Genomic DNA, 15,105 nt, shown 5'->3' with positions numbered 1-15,105 from the left:
GTGCTGGATTTGAGTTCAGGCTTGCACGGGCATTCCACCCGGTTTCCCCCGGTGGGGCATTTCGTCATGCGCGGATCAGCCTCGCTCCCTAAAGAAGTTGTGGCTGGTCGGCAGTCACCAAGGCAGTGGCAGTGTCACGCCGTCAGTTTCCGGTATTTCTTGATGACGCGTTCGCGCTTCAGCCGCGACAGGCGTTCTATCCAGAACATGCCGTCCAACTGGTCGATTTCATGCTGCAGGCAGACGGCAAGGAGGCCCGAAGCTTCTGCGCTGTGATGCATGCCTTCGATGTCCTGATACGTGACCCTTATCCGGGCCGGCCGCTCCACGTCCTCGCTTACGCCGGGCATGGAAACGCTGCCTTCAGCATGCCGCACCAAGTCCGCGGAGACCCACACCAGGACCGGATTGACATAGACCTGGCCCGATCCCGGGCCTTCCAGTTCGATGAACACCACGCGCAGGAGTTCGCCGATATGAGCCGTCGTGATGCCGATGCCGGGGGCAGCCCGCATGGTTTCGGCAAGGTCCGCTACGAGTGCTGCAAGGTCGGAATCGAACTGTTCGACGGGCCAGCAGGGCGTGCGTAGCTTTGGATCCGGAAATTTGAGGATCGGGCGAATGGTCATGCTTGAGGTCCGCTTGAAGTGCATCGCTCCGTTGGGTCAACGGTGTTTTCATGCCTAGCGCCAATGCGCGGGGAAGGGAACCGGCATCGCTTTTCGACGCCTTTCTCCCGCGCTTCCGACGAGATGCCAAAGGCATTCGATTCTTGAGAAATTGCAACAGCTTGCGCAATTCTCCGCAAAGCGTGCCAATTTCGCTTCGCTCCTCTGTAGACCGCCACCGCGCTTTCGGTTAGCAGGAGGGCAGGGAGCGGATCCCGGCTAGCCGCGGCCGCCTTCTCTGAATCGGCAAAGCAATTCATTCTCATGTTGGGCGAGCGCTCCGGCGACTTGCCGGAAATTGCGTTTCGAGGAGCGGTCCAATGGCGGACACCGGCGAAGACGATCGCGACCTGCGCGCACCGGCGGACGCGGGAGCCTACGAAGGCGAGGATATCTACGCCGAGGATGGCTCCATCCGTTCCGACTTTCTCATGCATGTCGGCGCCGCGATCGCCGATCGCGACCTGCTGTTTCTGAAAAAGCATGTCGCGCGGCTTCACGAATCTGAAATGGGCGACCTTCTCGAGGCGATCCAGCCGGACCAGCGGCGCGCGCTGGTATCGCTGCTCGGCGACGAGTTCGATCTTGCGGCCCTTACCGAAGTCGACGAGGCGATCCGCCTTGATATCGTCGAGCACCTGCCCAACGACCAGATCGCCGCGGCAATCGGCGAGATGGACTCCGACGATGCCGTCTACATCCTCGAGGACCTCGATCAGGCCGACCAGGAGGAGATTCTCTCCAAGCTGCCGTTCACCGAACGGATCCGGCTGCGCCGCTCGCTCGACTATCCGGAAAGCACGGCGGGCCGCCGCATGCAGACCGAATTCGTCGCCGTGCCGCCGTTCTGGACGGTGGGCCAGACGATCGACTACATGCGCGAGGAAGAGGAGTTACCGGACAGCTTCACCCAGATCTTCGTCATCGACCCGACGTTCCGCCTGCTCGGCATAGTCGATCTCGACCGGATCCTGCGCACCAAGCGCGGCACCAAGGTCGAGGCGATCATGCGCGAGACCAACCATCCGATTCCGGCGGAGATGGACCAGGAAGAGGCCGCGCAGCTGTTCGAACAGTACGACCTTCTGTCGGCTGCCGTCGTCGATGACAACGGGCGGCTGGTCGGGGTGCTGACGATCGACGACGTGGTCGACGTGATCCAGGAGGAAGCCGAAGAAGACCTCATGCGCCTCGGCGGCGTTGGCGACGAAGAACTCTCGGACACCATTGCCGAAACGTCTCGCTCGCGCGTGCCATGGCTTCTGGTCAATCTGCTGACGGCTTTTCTTGCTGCGTCGGTGATCTCACTCTTCGAGGCGACGATCGAGGAGATCGTGGCACTCGCCGTCCTCATGCCGATCGTCGCTGGCATGGGGGGAACGCGGGTTCGCAGACCATGACGGTGACCGTGCGTGCGCTTGCGACGCGCAATCTCGATATTCACAATGCCTGGCGGGTCGTGCGCCGCGAGGCCGGTGTCGGGCTGTTGAACGGCATGATCTTCGGATTGCTGATCGGCTGTGTCGCCGGCTTCTGGTTCGAGGACGCCAATATCGGCGGAATCATCGCGACGGCCATGATCATCAACATGCTGGCCGCGGCAATCGCCGGGATCATGATCCCGCTTCTGCTCGACAGGGTGGGGGCGGATCCGGCCGTGTCGTCCGCAGTGTTCGTCACCGCGGTGACCGACATAACCGGTTTTTTCGCGTTCCTCGGTCTTGCGACCTGGTGGTTTTCCATCCACTAAAACAGCGAAATTGACTTTGACGTAAAAGTAAATATTATTGATCGCAATTGAATGATTGGGATCCGGCGTGGACAAATATTATAGCATTACGGAACTGACCCGGGAATTCGGGGTGTCGACGCGAACCCTGCGGTTCTACGAGGACGAGGGCCTGATCCACCCTGAACGCCGCGGACGTACACGGCTTTTCCGCCCAGCCGATCGGCGCCTGATCCAGGAAATTTTGAGAGGCCGGCGCATCGGCTTCACCATCGCCGAGATCAGAGAGATCATTCAGGTCTACAAGGACCCGCCCGGCGAGGTCGGCCAGTTGCAGCTACTGATGCGGAAGGTCAACGAGAAGCGTGAAGACCTCAGGCAGAAGCGCCGCGACATCGACGAAACCCTTGGAGAACTCGACAATGTCGAGGAAGCCTGCCTGACGCGGCTGGCCGAGATCGGGGTAGGGACCTAGCGGGCTCCTGCCTTCCGGGCGCGCTTGGATCATCTTCCCGTGCTTCGGTGAAACCATGATACCGCCGACGCGGGCGGGCGAGTGCGCTTCGCGAATTGCCAGCGACAAAGGAACCCGGAGACTGCGGGGTCCCCGGGCCCTCATCGATCAGAAAAACGGAGAGTGTTGCCGGCGCCCCGTCCGCCTCTCTGCAAGCTGCAGCGCAATCCGAGTGGAGGGCGTTGCATCTGAAAATTAGCATGGCCCGCAATACGCCGACAATTTCAACACGCGTACCGATTCAGGATGTCCTTTCGTGTATCCGGGTAGGCTCTGGGCGAAATCCATCGAATTGCGCCGATATCGGCTGTGTCCTGAGACGATAGGGCAAACCCATTTTGCCAAACTCTCGCGCTGCAGTACCAGCCTGGCGCACCGGAACAGAGGTGCCTCCCATGATCGGCACAGGTAGCCAGCTTAGTGGCGCCGCCACTCCTCAGAAGAGTTCGAAACATTGGCCGTCGGGCATGGCAATCGTGGACGCGGTCCGCGTGACGGGCAGGTTATTCTGGCTCTTACCGTGATCGTCGCCCCCGGGGATGATCCAAGCCCTGTCTGCGCAGTAGGCTTGCGGCACCTTGGGCATTGTTGACTGTTTGTACCACGAGCACATAATGCAACCGACCCCATGCGTAAGGGGTCGGTGCTGCGCAAAGTGGTCCATGAAGCAACCAACTTCGCGCTGTGCTCGAAATCCAGAGAGGTTTGGCGAGGCGAACTCGATCTAACAAGGAGGTTTCAATGGGCTGCGTTTTGCAGAAAACAACATTGCCGCCACGCATGCTTGGGGCACTGGTTGCCCTGGTGCTGGCAGGTGACGCTGCATCAATGGCTTATGCACAAGTTGACCCATTTAAAACCTTTCCGTTCGCGATCACCTGCAAAAACAAAGAAACCAATCTTGTGTTCTATCTATCCAAGGTAGCCGATAGTGGAACCGCCACGTACGTAGCGTCGGATGGAATCGCTGGTACGATCACCTTAGACGGCAAAGCGAAGGCGATTGGTGACGAAGGCGGAGGAAGTTGTGTCGGCAAGACGCTGCAAGAGTTGCGAACCTCTGGTCAAGCGCTCGACATCAAGCCGTAGCAGATCGGAGAGGGCGACGTGGGCAGCCGTAGGGCAGGGTGCCCGGCGGTTTGAGCTCAGGGGAAGCGCGCAAAATAGCCTCTCAATGGTGTCCGCGTCTCGAACGGCCTGACTATAGTGGACCAGAATTGCATGAGCGAGGTTGCAAGCACCGTCACTCTCACCCAACCGTGCTTGTCGCAGAGTTTCTGGAAAACTCGCTGAATTTCCACCAAATTTCGCGAAGAAATGTACTCATCTCTTCAGGGCTATCTCATTGTGGATGCCAGTTCTGGCCAAGCAGTAACGAGTGCCGGGAAGAACGGGTTATCGCCAGGCGATCATGCTGAAACTATGCAATATGACCTGCAGGCCCAAGGCAGCTTGTGTAACGCCAAGCACGACAGCCAAGACCTGCAGTGAAGTGCCGATCCATCTCAGAATGCCCTCTGCGAAAATCATTGCCAGCCAGTCCAGCGTCAGGATCAGCAATACAATGCCCGCCACGGTTAGCCCTTCCGTTTGGCGGCCGCCTGCCAACGTGGCAAAGACGATCACAGCGGCAATGCCGTAAGGCGTCACGATTGTTGGAAACGCCAGCGGTGTCAGGGCCAGTCCCAGATCCGTTTGACCCCGATCTGTTGATCGTACCTGGAAATCCGAAGTCGGTTGCAGGATGGTTCGCAAGGCCACAACGAACAAGATAATCCCCCCGGTCATCGCCAGCACCGGCAACGAGATGTCTAAATTCTCAAGCATAGTGCGCCCGAGCAAACCGGCGATCGCCAGCGCTGCCGCCGAGAACAGGATCGCCCTGGTGGCTATTCGTCGCCGCAAGATGGGGCCGTAGCCGTCCGTAATGACTTTAAAGGGCACGAGTATTTTGATCGGGCCAAGCATCAGGAATAGCATCAGGAATATCTTGCGTGCTCCGAACTCTACATCGGGCATGTCTGCACCGAGCGGCGATTGCGCATAGCACTGTGAGGGAAAACATGCGGTCCCAATCGTAGCCAGAACGGAAACCAGTTGCCGCTGACCCGCCCAACGCAAATACGAATATGCTTCTGCAACTTTGTCCTGCAGAGATGTCATGGTTGACCGGTCTCCAACCAAGAAAGCGCCATTGTCCGTTGCTGGAAGTCGAAAGTTCGAATCTTGGGGTGTACGAAGTAGCGAGCAAGGGTGGGAACGATCCGGAGAAGCTTGCTGCTGGTAAGAACAGCGATCCGTTCGATCTGTCGATGATGACTGGAGATAAATTTCAGATGAGCAGCCACGGCCCCGAAACTCTTCCATCCGGGGAAGTTCTCAATAACAAGCATTAAGCCGGCGAGTTCTCCGTGCGAGCGTACGGCGAGCTCAACCTCACGCGCGATCGTCTCGAAGTTGGCCTGTTCCAGGGGACCTTGGGGTGTAACGATCAGGATGTTTTCGTCGCGCACGGGCTCTATGGCAATCACGGGCCTCCCCCTTGTCCTCGATGCCAGCCGGCTGCCGATTGCCCTGCATTCGCCCTCAATGGGCGTCTGCCTCATCGTTAAATCAGTGCCGGTGGAACCGATGCTCCATGATCGCCGCAATTTCAGCCGAGTCGCGAACACCGCCCTGATAGAGACGGATGAGTTGTTTCGCCACTTCGTCAGCGAGCGCCGATCGGTGATCGACTCGCTGTTGCAAGCACGTGTCGTCGAAGACCCGTTGCAATTGCGTGAGCTCTTCTGGTGATAAAAACTCTGTGCAGTTAAGGTAGGCAGATAGCATCGCACGTCACCTTCTTTATTTGCGAGACGCGGTACGAGCTACGCAGACAACAAAACCAGCAAGGATAATTCATGGGTAGGCGCCGACATTCTTCTTGATGCATGTCGAGTGTCGAAAAATTCGACCTAAAAACTGCCATAAAATCGGCAGGCCAGCGATCCGGTCGTTGCCGGAACTCGGGCGGGCAGCTGGACGACAGTTAGAAATCGGTCTGTGTCCAATCAAAGTATCCGCCAGTATTTTACTCCGTCGCCTCCATGCTTTCAACGCGTCCTGCAGCCGCGCACAGTGGGGCTCCCTTTGCGGTATCCGAGGGCTACACTGTCTGCGAGATAGACGTTGCGGGGGCGATGGCTAGGGTATCCAGGAGTTGCGATGGACGACGAGGCAACGCCGATTGTTCCCACCTCAGATCAGTTAAGACCAGTAGTTGAGTTAATGATGTGATTTCAATGGGTTGAAGATAGTGGCGACCCCTGCAGGACTCGAACCTGCGACAACCTGCTTAGAAGGCAGGTGCTCTATCCAGCTGAGCTAAGGGGCCCCGGTCCGGCTTTTCTCCGGAAGACTGAAGACCCTCAGTGGGTCCAGGGCTGCATGCGATTGAAGCGAAAATTGTCCGGATAGGCGACGCGCTTGCGGGTCGCTTCCTTCGGCTCGATCAAACGGTATTCTATTCCGTTGCGCTCGGCGTAGGCCACCGCCAGTTCCGCCGTTTCGAAGAAAAGCTTAACCTGCTGGCGCGTGTCGCGCGAGCTCGTATACCCCATGACGGGGTCGATGGTGCGCGGCGATTCCTGATCGAACTCCAGAACCCAAAGATGGGTCTTGGCCTTGCCCGACTGCATTGCCGTCTTTGCGGGACGATAGATTTTTGCGGACATGTCTCGATCTGGCTCCACCTTGGTTCCGTCCGTGCCTCCACTCTGCCTCGAGGCACTGCGGATGCCATAGCGCAGATTGGATTAAAACGGAATGACCCTTGTTGGAAATTGAATCGTTTTTGCGGGCCGCATGTCTGGGCGGACGCATCGAGGTGCTTCCTCTCATCGCATTCCACCGGACCGTCAGGCAGGAATGACGTTGCGCATTTCGAAATGCCGGCATCTATGAGATAGTTCTCATCAATCGGTGGTTTCGGCAGGCTCGCACGTTATGGATCTGCGGGGACATCTGCAGCAGGTGGAACCGATGGCGGCAGGAAGACTTTAGGGTCAGGACCCGGGCTCGATCGAGCGGGAGGAGCGGTAATGTCATCGGATCTGCCAATGTTCATTCTTCAGTGCCTCGTAGTGGTTGGCTTAACGGGAGTTCTGTTCATCCGGGCTTGAAAGGGCTTGCGATAGCCGACCACCAGGATCCGTAGCGTACGATCCTTTGCGCACGCATGGCGTGGTAGGGTTCTCATCAGGTGTCTGGTGCGACCAAGACGCCGCGCCCGGGGCGTTTGTAACTGTAACCTACTTTCATTTGCGGCCCCGTTCGCGAAGCATGAGTGCGCTGGCCACCCAGGGGGCCGGGCATTATCATCCATGACGCCCGTGATGATTGACTCTGAACCCATTTCCAGGATCGGACCCACCATGCGGAAGAGATTTGCCGTTCTTGCCGGGGCGCTATCCATCGCCTGTCTCGCTTTCGTCGCCAACAGTCGGGCAGATACGATCAGCTATGCGGATGCGGTTTCGCTGCTTGCCAAGGAGTGCGGCGCCGACATCAGGAAATTCTGCCGGGGGCTTAACCTCGGTGGAGGGCGGATCCAGAGCTGCCTGAACGACCATGCGGGAAAGGTCAGTCCGACCTGCACCACGACACTTGCCAATGTGACCGCCTCGATCCAACAGCGCCAGGCGGCCCAATTGGCCTACAAGAGCATCTGCGAGCACGACATGGCTCAGTTCTGCCACGGCGTGAAGGGAGACGGAAACATCCTTTCCTGCCTCCTCAAGGCTCGACGCGTCGAGAACAGCAAGTGCGGCCAGGCGATAACAGACGCCGGCTGGCGGTAAGGGCCTCGTTGGAATCGGAGAGCAGACAATGGCAAACATTCGACAACGCGCGTTCTTGGTGCTGGGCCTGCTGCTGGTTCCCGGCCTGGCCTGTGCACAGGAGCTGAGCGATAAGCAGCTCGTAACAACGCTTGGACGGGTCGAGCGGGCCGCTCCCGCAATCGATATCGCCCTCCTGGTCGAGGAGGCGGCTAACAGTGCGGGCAAAGGCGTATCTGGCCTCCCGAACTGGTCGCAGCTCGCGAACCTTTCGCAGCTGATTGTCGATATAGAGTTCGAGAACGATTCCATTGCGATCGAGCCGAAATCCTACCGCACCGTCGGCCTCATCGCCGATGCCCTGCATCACCCGAACCTCAGCCGGTACAAGTTTCTCGTCGTTGGACATACCAGCAGCACCGGAGATGCCGGGCACAATCTCAAACTGAGCCAGGAGCGTGCGGACGCGATAACCCAAGCCCTTTCCACGACATTCGCAATTGCACCGGACCGCCTCTATTCGATCGGGGTGGGACAGGAGTGGCCGATTGACGCCGCCAATCCGAAGTCGGCCGTCAATCGGCGGGTACAGCTCATCAACCTGGGGCTTTTGAAGTAGCGGGCTCGTTGCCCAGATTTCATGGCAGCGTGGGCGTGGCCGGCACAGCTCGCTGGAGACCTCGAAGAGCATCGTTGGGCGTTCACGGAGACCTTCGCCAATTGTGCTCTAGGTCCTCCGGATGGGGCAGGCCGCGCCTCCTGACTTCGCACGGGGTTGGGTGGGGATCAAGCCATGGCGTGGGTCCCTCGCAGACTGCCCCTTCGAACCATCTGGATCACTCTTGCCCTCGTGATGAGCTTCGCTCCGATAGCTTCTTCGCCCTACCGAGAACTCGCGACCAAGATCTCCCAAGCGTTTGCTGCAAACGCAGGCCCATCTCTCGCAGAGGCTTCAACGGGAGACGAGACCCGCCGCCCAGGACGGCCAACGGCGCCAGGCCAGCTGCTTTTCTCCCCTAGGTGAAAATGAAGTCGCCCGCGGCAACCGACGTACCGCGGCCCAAGCTTGCAAACGCTACCGCATTGTCCTCGCCCGAGCCGTCCGGATCGAAGAACAGGAGGCCGGAGAATTTGTGATAGATGATGCGGTCGTCTTCATCCCTGGCGACTATCCCTTTCACGAACGCATTGGGATCCAGTACGCCAGCCGCTACGCCGGAAAATACGGAAGTGTCGAGCTGGAACTCATCCTTGCCGGAGGAGAAGTCCACGATTTTGTCCCAGTTCCGCCAACCGGGCTTCGTGTCGAACACGAAGGTGTCGCTGCCAGCGCCACCGATCAGTTTGTCGTGGCCGGTTCCTCCGTTGAGAGTGTCGTCGCCCTCGCCACCGCGCAGGCGGTCCTTGCCCGCGCCTCCATCAAGGGAGTCGTCGAACCGGCTGCCTGTGATGCGGTCATGGCCCGCCATCGCAGCGACCACGACCGCATGGTCGTAGTTCCTGTAGCTGACGACATCCTTCGTGCCGGTCAGGGTGATGTGCTCGGCTGGTGTCGCCACAGTGATCGTGATGGTCGCCAAATTGCTGTTTCCCTGTCCGTCGGTCGCATAGACCGTGAAGGAGTCGGTGCCGGTGAAGCCAGCCTCGGGCGAATAGTCGAAGAGGTTACCTTTCAGGTAGTCCTGATGATAGTGCAGGCTGCCGGCATACTGGCCTTGGGGAACGGGTAGTAACCGGCTTCGTAGCGCGTCTCCTGCACCATCGTCCCGTGGTCCGGTCCATCCACGACGACAAAGGTCAGCAGGTCATAGTCGAGATCGACCGCACTGAACGCGATATCGTCGAGCGACTGACCCGGCGCAAGCGTGAGGTTGAGGTCGGTGACTGTCGGGGCGTGATTTATGAAGGTGTCCGGTTGCAGCGTGCCGTTCTGCAGAATGATTTCATGCTTGCCGTACTGGGTGTTCTGGCCGCCGAAATACTCGTTGGCGCCTTGCCAGGCCACCGTAATGTCGTCGGGACTGGTGGCGCTCACGGAGAGTATCTGCGTCGAACGATATGCCGCCTGATCCGAAAGGGTTCGGATGTAGTTGCCTTGATTGTCGAACACCATGGTTTCCACCGTCGTGAAAACCTGGGTCCTGCCATCGTTCGTAAAAGTGGTGACGGTGAAGAAGCCATCGAAGACATCGACCGATGCCAGGTCGACCGAGCCGAACGGGAAATCAGTATGAGCACCATTCGGTCCAAGGACATTTCCGTTGGTTTCCGTGATGCTGAACAGAATTGCATCGGGGCTTACGTTGTCTACATCTTCCCAGACGTCAAGCTGACTGCCATTGCTCAAGGTAGGCATCGTATTTCTCCTCCGTTTCAAGGGAAATGGGCAGCGAAACCCCTAGCCAGGTAGGCAACATAGCTCGGCGCCTGAGTTGTTCAAGATCGGACGCTGGATTCGATGTTTTCGTCAGCCTGGAATATGCCGCGAACGGAACAGGAATACATCCGTTCTACATATCCTGCCGGGCGGCACTATTGACGAGTGAATGAAACGTGCAGCGACCCAAGTACGACCGCGGGCGCCAATACGCAGTTTTGCAACAGATCGGGCTAACTGGCCGGTGAGGGGATGGACTACCGGGCTTCGGGCCGTCCCCATCCAGAGGGGCAGACCCAGACGGTGCAACTCGCACTGGGCGTGGCGCCTGTGCAAGAGAGCCGGCTTCCGCCGCGGTGCGCTCACACGCGCATCGCCTTCAGAGAAGTCTGAATTTGAACCCGCGCTCTAGAGAGGATTGTCTGCCGATGGTCGGAGTGGAGAGATTCGAACTCCCGACCCTCTGGTCCCAAACCAGATGCGCTACCAGGCTGCGCTACACTCCGTCCGTTTCGGCGAATGGGGAGATACACGTATCTTCGGGCGCCCGCAACAGCAAAAGCGCGAAACCCTGTGAGTCTCCACTACCGGGGAAAAAAAGACGGGTTGGTCCACCTTGCGGCTCGCCAACCCGTTTCGACAATTTTGGATGGGGCGTAGGGGTACAGGATTCCGCCCTCGATCCGGCTGCAACTACAGAGTTCCTGCGACCGTCATCATGCCGGAATCGCGGTTCGCGGATTGACACGGTGCGCAATATTTTCGACATTTTGCGCATGGTATCCGAACCCAGAATGCGAACGCCCTTGAGCGTGACGGTCGTGCTTCTGCCCGAGTCTTCGATCATGTCGCTCGCTTCCACCCTCGATCCAATGCGCGCGGCAAATCGTGTGGCGCCGGAGCCGATCTTCAGCTGGAAAATCGTCTCACCGGACGGGCTGCCGGTTGCGCTCACCTGCGGTGTCGAAATCGCCGTGGACGGAAGTTTCGCAGATGTGGTTTCAGGGGACGTCCTCCTCGTCATCGCCGGCTTCAACCAGGACCGCTACGGGGATCGCGCGTTCATCGGAAAACTGACGAAGGTTTCGCGCCACTTCGCGATGGTCGCGGGTATCGAATCGGGCTGCTGGCTGCTTGCCCGCTCGGGGCTCCTCGACGGATCTGCGGCTACGGCGCACTGGGAGGAACTGGAGGACTTCGCTGTCGCATTCCCGACACTCGACGTGCGCGCGGATCGCTTCGTCACATCGGGCCGATTCTGGACCTCGGGCGGGGCTTCGCCGACATTCGACATGATGCTGCACCTGATCCGGGAGCGGTTCGGTTCGGCGATCGCGCTCGATGTCGCAAGCGTCTTCGTCTACGACGTCACCCACGCGGCGACCGATGCCCAGCCGCTTGTGTCGCTCGGACGCCTGGGAGAGGAACGCCCCGAACTTGCCCGTGCGATCGGCCTGATGGAGCGCACGATCGATCGACCGTTGACGATAGGCGCGCTCTCCCGTCGCCTGGGAATGTCCACACGGAAACTCGAAATGCTGTTTGCCCGCGACCTCGAGATCAGCCCTGGCCGATATTACCTGAGGCTTCGGCTGTCGGCGGCGCAGCGGATGGTACGCGATACGCGATTGAGCATGCGCGAGGTGGCGCTCAGATGCGGTTTCGACAGTCTTTCGGCCTTCTCGCGGTCGTTTCGCAACCACTTTGGGGCAAGCCCGCTCAACTTTCGATCGGAGACTGGTGGCCGGAGGCCGGCATGAGAAAAGGCGGGAAGCCCCGCCTTTTCAGTTTCGATTGCCCGCAACCGATCAATGAAGGATCTGGCTGAGGAACAGGCGCGTGCGCTCGTGCTGCGGATTGTCGAAGAAGCTCGCGGGATCGTTCTGTTCGACGATCTGCCCCTGGTCCATGAAGATGACGCGGTTTGCGACCTGACGCGCAAAGCCCATTTCATGGGTGACGCAGAGCATGGTCATGCCTTCTTCGGCAAGGCCGACCATGGTGTCGAGCACTTCCTTGACCATTTCCGGGTCGAGCGCCGAGGTGGGTTCGTCGAAGAGCATGATCTTCGGCTTCATGCAAAGCGAGCGGGCAATCGCCACGCGCTGCTGCTGGCCGCCCGAGAGCTGGCCCGGGTACTTGTGTGCCTGCTCCGGGATCTTGACGCGCTTCAGATAGTGCATCGCCACTTCTTCCGCTTCCTTCTTCGGCATCTTGCGCACCCAGATCGGTGCGAGCGTGCAGTTCTCCAAGATGGTCAGATGAGGGAACAGGTTGAAATGCTGAAACACCATGCCGACCTCGCGGCGAACCTCGTCGATCTTTTTCAGATCGTTGGTGAGCTCGATGCCGTCGACGATGATCTGGCCCTTCTGGTGTTCCTCGAGCCGGTTGATGCAGCGGATCATCGTCGACTTGCCGGATCCCGAGGGACCGGCGATGACGATCCGTTCGCCGCGCATCACTTTCAGGTTGACGTCGCGCAGCACGTGGAAATCGCCGTACCATTTGTTCATGTTGATGATCTCGACCGCCACGTCCGTGTCGGAAACGGTCATTGCTTGCGTATGGGCCTGGTTTGCCATTGATCTTTCCCTTTATCTCTTGTGGCCCTTGTCCAACTGCCGCTCCACGAAGGCAGAGTAGCGGGACATGCCGAAGCAGAACAGCCAGAATACGAAGCCTGCGAATATGAGGCCGGTGAGGGGCGTCACGGGCGAAGCCCATGTCGCGTCCGTAAAGTTCTGCCGGATGATGCCGAGCAGGTCGAACATGCCGATGATGGAGACCAGCGAGGTATCCTTGAACATCCCGATGAAGGTGTTGACGATGCCGGGAACGACGATCTTGATCGCCTGCGGCAGCACCACGAGCCGCATTTTCTGCCAATAGCTGAGGCCGAGCGAATCGGCGCCTTCATACTGGCCTTTAGGAATGGCCTGGAGGCCACCGCGGATGACTTCCGCCATGTATGCCGAGGCGAAAACCGAGAAGCCGACAAGGGCGCGCAGAAATTTGTCGACGGTCACCCCCTGCGGCATGAAGAGCGGCAACATGACGCTCGCCATGAAGAGGACTGTGATGAGCGGAACCCCACGTATTACTTCGATGAACGTCACGCAGAGGGTCTTGATCACCGGAAGCGTCGAGCGCCGACCCAGCGCCAGGAGAATTCCGAACGGAAGCGACACGGCCATGCCGACGAAAGACAGGATGAGCGTGACCATGAGGCCGCCCCAGAGGGACGTCTCGACGTGCGGAAGCCCGAACACACCGCCCAGCAGCAGGAAGAAGGAAACGACCGGCAGGACCCGAAGAGCGCAATTGCATTGTAGCCCTTATGAGGAACCTTCGGGATGAGCAGCGGCACGAGCAGTGCGACGAAGAGGATGCCGACGAGAATCGGTCTCCAGCGTTCGGCGATCGGGTAGCGCCCGAAAATGAACTGATCGAAGCGTGAAGCGACGAAGGCCCAGCATGCGCCGCTCCAGCCTTCCGGCTGCGCACCGCCACTCTGCACGACGGTGGCGCATGCGGTCCGGTCGGCACCCAGCCACTGGGCGTTGAAGAACAGCCAGTTCAGCATCTGCGGCACGTACCAGGCGAGCAGCAGGGCTGCCACGATCGTCAGAACTGCATCCTTCGGCGTGGCGAACAGGTTGGTGCGGAGCCAATGGATCGGGCCCGCGACGCTTGCCGGAGGAACCTCCGGATCCAGCATCTTGGTTCGAACGAAAACGGTATCGACGTTTGCCATGTCTTATCGCTCCACCAGGGCCATTTTCGCGTTGAACCAATTCATGAACAGCGATGTGACAAGGCTGATCGACAAGTAGACTGCCATCCAGATCGCCACGATTTCAACGGCGTGGCCGCTCTGGTTGAGGATCGTACCGCCGACGGAGACGAGGTCGGCATAGCCGATCGCAATGGCCAGCGTCGAGTTCTTGGTCAGGTTGAGATACTGGCTCGTGAGCGGCGGAATGATGATCCGCATGGCCTGCGGCACCACCACGAGCCGGGTCGTGTAGCCAGAGCGGAGCCCCAGCGCCTCGGCAGCTTCGGTCTGTCCCTTGGGAACGGCCCGGATGCCACCGCGCACGATCTCCGCGATGAAGGACGCCGTGTAGAAGGACAACGCCAGATAGAGGGAGATGAACTCGGGACCGATAACCGATCCGCCGGTCAGATTGAACTTTCCGGCAACCGGGAAGTCAAAGCTCAACGGCATTCCCCGGACGAGAAAGGCCAGAAGCGGCAGACCGACGATCAACCCGACCGACGGCCAGAGGACGGGAAAGCCGCGTCCGGTCGCCATGCGCTTCTGGTAGGATTGGCGTTGAAGAACCAGCGATACAATAATTGCGATCGCAAGCGCTGCCGGAACGAGCCAGAAGCCTTCGCCGAAGACCGGTTTGGGAAAGGCAAGGCCGCGATTGTTGAGGAAGCTGCCGAACGGAAGGGCGATCGATTCCCGTGCACCCGGCAGAACCGAGAGCACGCCGCTGTACCAGAAGAAGATGACGAGCAGCGGCGGGATATTGCGGAATATCTCGACGTACACCGTGCACAGCTTGGCGATCAGCCAATTCTTGGAAAGGCGGCCGATACCGACAAGGAAGCCGATGATCGTCGCGGTGATGATGCCGGTAAAGGCGATCAACAGCGTGTTGAGAAAGCCGACATACAGCGCCCGGGCATAAGTGGAATCGCTGCTATAGGCGATCAATGACTGCCCGACGTCGAAGCCGGCACGACCGTTTAGAAAGCCGAAACCGGAAGCGATATTCGCCCGGCGCAGGTTTTCGAGCGTGTTGGTCCAGATGAAAAAGATGAGCGCGACGAAGATGACCGCGGTGACGACCTGATAGATCATTCCCCGTACATCAGGATCGTTCAACCACGATCCTTGCGGCCGGTCGAGCTTGGTAGCCGGAAGTGTAGCGTGAGCCATGGTCTGTTCCCCTGATTGTCCTTTGTTGGACAATTCTCGTTTT

14 protein-coding genes, 2 tRNA genes and 2 pseudogenes are annotated in these 15,105 nt (G+C 59.1%); 7 read left to right on the top strand and 11 right to left on the bottom strand.

The features are described from left to right. Window positions 1-134 precede the first annotated feature (134 nt). Entirely contained in the window at window positions 135-629 is a 495-nt protein-coding gene (locus F3Y30_RS14380) for a peptide deformylase (RefSeq protein ID WP_203423349.1), read from the bottom strand. Window positions 630-988: 359 nt separating this feature from the next. On the opposite strand from F3Y30_RS14380, the pseudogene mgtE reads away from it, so the two are divergent. From mgtE to F3Y30_RS14365, 3 genes and pseudogenes are all read left to right on the top strand, one after another. Further along, window positions 989-2,418, top strand: a pseudogene (gene mgtE / locus F3Y30_RS14375) (magnesium transporter). Window positions 2,419-2,485: 67 nt separating this feature from the next. Further along, window positions 2,486-2,872 carry a MerR family DNA-binding transcriptional regulator gene (locus tag F3Y30_RS14370; protein ID WP_203423348.1) on the top strand — a complete coding sequence of 129 codons (387 nt, stop codon included), beginning with the start codon at window positions 2,486-2,488 and terminating at the stop codon, window positions 2,870-2,872. An 819-nt stretch (window positions 2,873-3,691) separates the two neighbouring features. Beyond that, a complete protein-coding gene (locus tag F3Y30_RS14365; RefSeq protein ID WP_203426624.1) occupies window positions 3,692-4,000 on the top strand; it encodes a hypothetical protein in 309 nt (102 codons plus the stop codon). Between the two features lie 306 nt (window positions 4,001-4,306). Here the strand turns inward: F3Y30_RS14365 and F3Y30_RS14360 are convergent, their stop codons facing one another. Together F3Y30_RS14360 and F3Y30_RS14355 are read right to left on the bottom strand one after the other, a co-directional pair. Further along, on the bottom strand, window positions 4,307-5,074 hold the full coding sequence (locus F3Y30_RS14360; protein WP_203423347.1) for a MarC family protein: 768 nt from the start codon (window positions 5,072-5,074) through the stop codon (window positions 4,307-4,309). Then, the gene (locus tag F3Y30_RS14355; RefSeq protein WP_203423346.1) at window positions 5,071-5,442 is read right to left on the bottom strand and encodes an STAS/SEC14 domain-containing protein; all 372 of its coding nucleotides are present in this window, start codon (window positions 5,440-5,442) and stop codon (window positions 5,071-5,073) included. The genes F3Y30_RS14360 and F3Y30_RS14355 overlap by 4 nt, the downstream gene beginning before the upstream one ends. On the opposite strand from F3Y30_RS14355, the gene F3Y30_RS14350 reads away from it, so the two are divergent. After that, the gene (locus tag F3Y30_RS14350; protein WP_203423345.1) at window positions 5,432-5,707 is read left to right on the top strand and encodes a hypothetical protein; all 276 of its coding nucleotides are present in this window, start codon (window positions 5,432-5,434) and stop codon (window positions 5,705-5,707) included. The two genes, F3Y30_RS14355 and F3Y30_RS14350, sit on opposite strands and share 11 nt — an antisense overlap. Before the next feature lie 503 nt (window positions 5,708-6,210). On the opposite strand, the gene F3Y30_RS14345 is transcribed toward F3Y30_RS14350, so the two are convergent. Both F3Y30_RS14345 and F3Y30_RS14340 read right to left on the bottom strand, forming a co-directional pair. Then, a tRNA-Arg gene (locus tag F3Y30_RS14345) sits at window positions 6,211-6,287 on the bottom strand. Between the two features lie 34 nt (window positions 6,288-6,321). Continuing rightward, a complete protein-coding gene (locus tag F3Y30_RS14340) occupies window positions 6,322-6,627 on the bottom strand; it encodes an ETC complex I subunit (RefSeq protein WP_203423344.1) in 306 nt (101 codons plus the stop codon). Window positions 6,628-7,326: 699 nt separating this feature from the next. On the opposite strand from F3Y30_RS14340, the gene F3Y30_RS14335 reads away from it, so the two are divergent. Continuing rightward, on the top strand, window positions 7,327-7,752 hold the full coding sequence (locus F3Y30_RS14335) for a hypothetical protein (RefSeq protein WP_203423343.1): 426 nt from the start codon (window positions 7,327-7,329) through the stop codon (window positions 7,750-7,752). Window positions 7,753-7,780: 28 nt separating this feature from the next. Next, window positions 7,781-8,350 carry an OmpA family protein gene (locus tag F3Y30_RS14330; protein WP_203423342.1) on the top strand — a complete coding sequence of 190 codons (570 nt, stop codon included), beginning with the start codon at window positions 7,781-7,783 and terminating at the stop codon, window positions 8,348-8,350. 397 nt (window positions 8,351-8,747) lie between these two features. On the opposite strand, the gene F3Y30_RS26390 is transcribed toward F3Y30_RS14330, so the two are convergent. The 3 genes from F3Y30_RS26390 to F3Y30_RS14320 form a co-directional block, all read right to left on the bottom strand. Next, window positions 8,748-9,311, bottom strand: coding sequence for a calcium-binding protein (locus tag F3Y30_RS26390; protein ID WP_246752746.1), 564 nt, complete (start codon window positions 9,309-9,311; stop codon window positions 8,748-8,750). A 92-nt stretch (window positions 9,312-9,403) separates the two neighbouring features. After that, complete coding sequence (locus F3Y30_RS26385) at window positions 9,404-10,087, bottom strand: hypothetical protein (RefSeq protein ID WP_246752745.1); 684 nt, start codon at window positions 10,085-10,087, stop codon at window positions 9,404-9,406. 450 nt (window positions 10,088-10,537) lie between these two features. Next, window positions 10,538-10,614, bottom strand: a tRNA-Pro gene (locus tag F3Y30_RS14320). A gap of 264 nt (window positions 10,615-10,878) precedes the next feature. Between F3Y30_RS14320 and F3Y30_RS14315 the strand changes: the two genes are divergently transcribed. After that, window positions 10,879-11,868 carry a GlxA family transcriptional regulator gene (locus tag F3Y30_RS14315; protein ID WP_203426623.1) on the top strand — a complete coding sequence of 330 codons (990 nt, stop codon included), beginning with the start codon at window positions 10,879-10,881 and terminating at the stop codon, window positions 11,866-11,868. 48 nt (window positions 11,869-11,916) lie between these two features. On the opposite strand, the gene F3Y30_RS14310 is transcribed toward F3Y30_RS14315, so the two are convergent. The 3 genes and pseudogenes from F3Y30_RS14310 to F3Y30_RS14300 all read right to left on the bottom strand — a co-directional run bounded on the left by F3Y30_RS14310 (window position 11,917) and on the right by F3Y30_RS14300 (window position 15,062). After that, the gene (locus F3Y30_RS14310; protein WP_203423341.1) at window positions 11,917-12,693 is read right to left on the bottom strand and encodes an amino acid ABC transporter ATP-binding protein; all 777 of its coding nucleotides are present in this window, start codon (window positions 12,691-12,693) and stop codon (window positions 11,917-11,919) included. 12 nt (window positions 12,694-12,705) lie between these two features. Then, a pseudogene (locus tag F3Y30_RS14305) lies at window positions 12,706-13,865 on the bottom strand (amino acid ABC transporter permease). A 3-nt stretch (window positions 13,866-13,868) separates the two neighbouring features. Further along, window positions 13,869-15,062, bottom strand: a complete 1,194-nt coding sequence (locus tag F3Y30_RS14300) for an amino acid ABC transporter permease (RefSeq protein WP_203423340.1) — start codon at window positions 15,060-15,062, stop codon at window positions 13,869-13,871. Between the last annotated feature and the right edge of the window lie 43 nt (window positions 15,063-15,105).

It is taken from the genome of Sinorhizobium sp. BG8, from assembly GCF_016864555.1.
Lineage (GTDB): Bacteria > Pseudomonadota > Alphaproteobacteria > Rhizobiales > Rhizobiaceae > BG8.
Note: the sequence above shows the minus strand (reverse complement) of the source record. Positions and strands in the feature narration are given on the sequence as shown.

Excerpts from the sequence above, each read along its gene's own strand:
- F3Y30_RS14380 (WP_203423349.1), bottom strand. The coding sequence starts at position 629 with ATGACCATTCGCCCGATCCTCAAATTTCCGGATCCAAAGCTACGCACG.
- F3Y30_RS14365 (WP_203426624.1), top strand. The coding sequence starts at position 3,692 with ATGCTTGGGGCACTGGTTGCCCTGGTGCTGGCAGGTGACGCTGCATCA.
- F3Y30_RS14360 (WP_203423347.1), bottom strand. The coding sequence starts at position 5,074 with ATGACATCTCTGCAGGACAAAGTTGCAGAAGCATATTCGTATTTGCGT.
- F3Y30_RS14350 (WP_203423345.1), top strand. The coding sequence starts at position 5,432 with ATGGCAATCACGGGCCTCCCCCTTGTCCTCGATGCCAGCCGGCTGCCG.
- F3Y30_RS14340 (WP_203423344.1), bottom strand. The coding sequence starts at position 6,627 with ATGTCCGCAAAAATCTATCGTCCCGCAAAGACGGCAATGCAGTCGGGC.
- F3Y30_RS14335 (WP_203423343.1), top strand. The coding sequence starts at position 7,327 with ATGCGGAAGAGATTTGCCGTTCTTGCCGGGGCGCTATCCATCGCCTGT.
- F3Y30_RS14330 (WP_203423342.1), top strand. The coding sequence starts at position 7,781 with ATGGCAAACATTCGACAACGCGCGTTCTTGGTGCTGGGCCTGCTGCTG.
- F3Y30_RS26385 (WP_246752745.1), bottom strand. The coding sequence starts at position 10,087 with ATGCCTACCTTGAGCAATGGCAGTCAGCTTGACGTCTGGGAAGATGTA.
- F3Y30_RS14310 (WP_203423341.1), bottom strand. The coding sequence starts at position 12,693 with ATGGCAAACCAGGCCCATACGCAAGCAATGACCGTTTCCGACACGGAC.
- F3Y30_RS14300 (WP_203423340.1), bottom strand. The coding sequence starts at position 15,062 with ATGGCTCACGCTACACTTCCGGCTACCAAGCTCGACCGGCCGCAAGGA.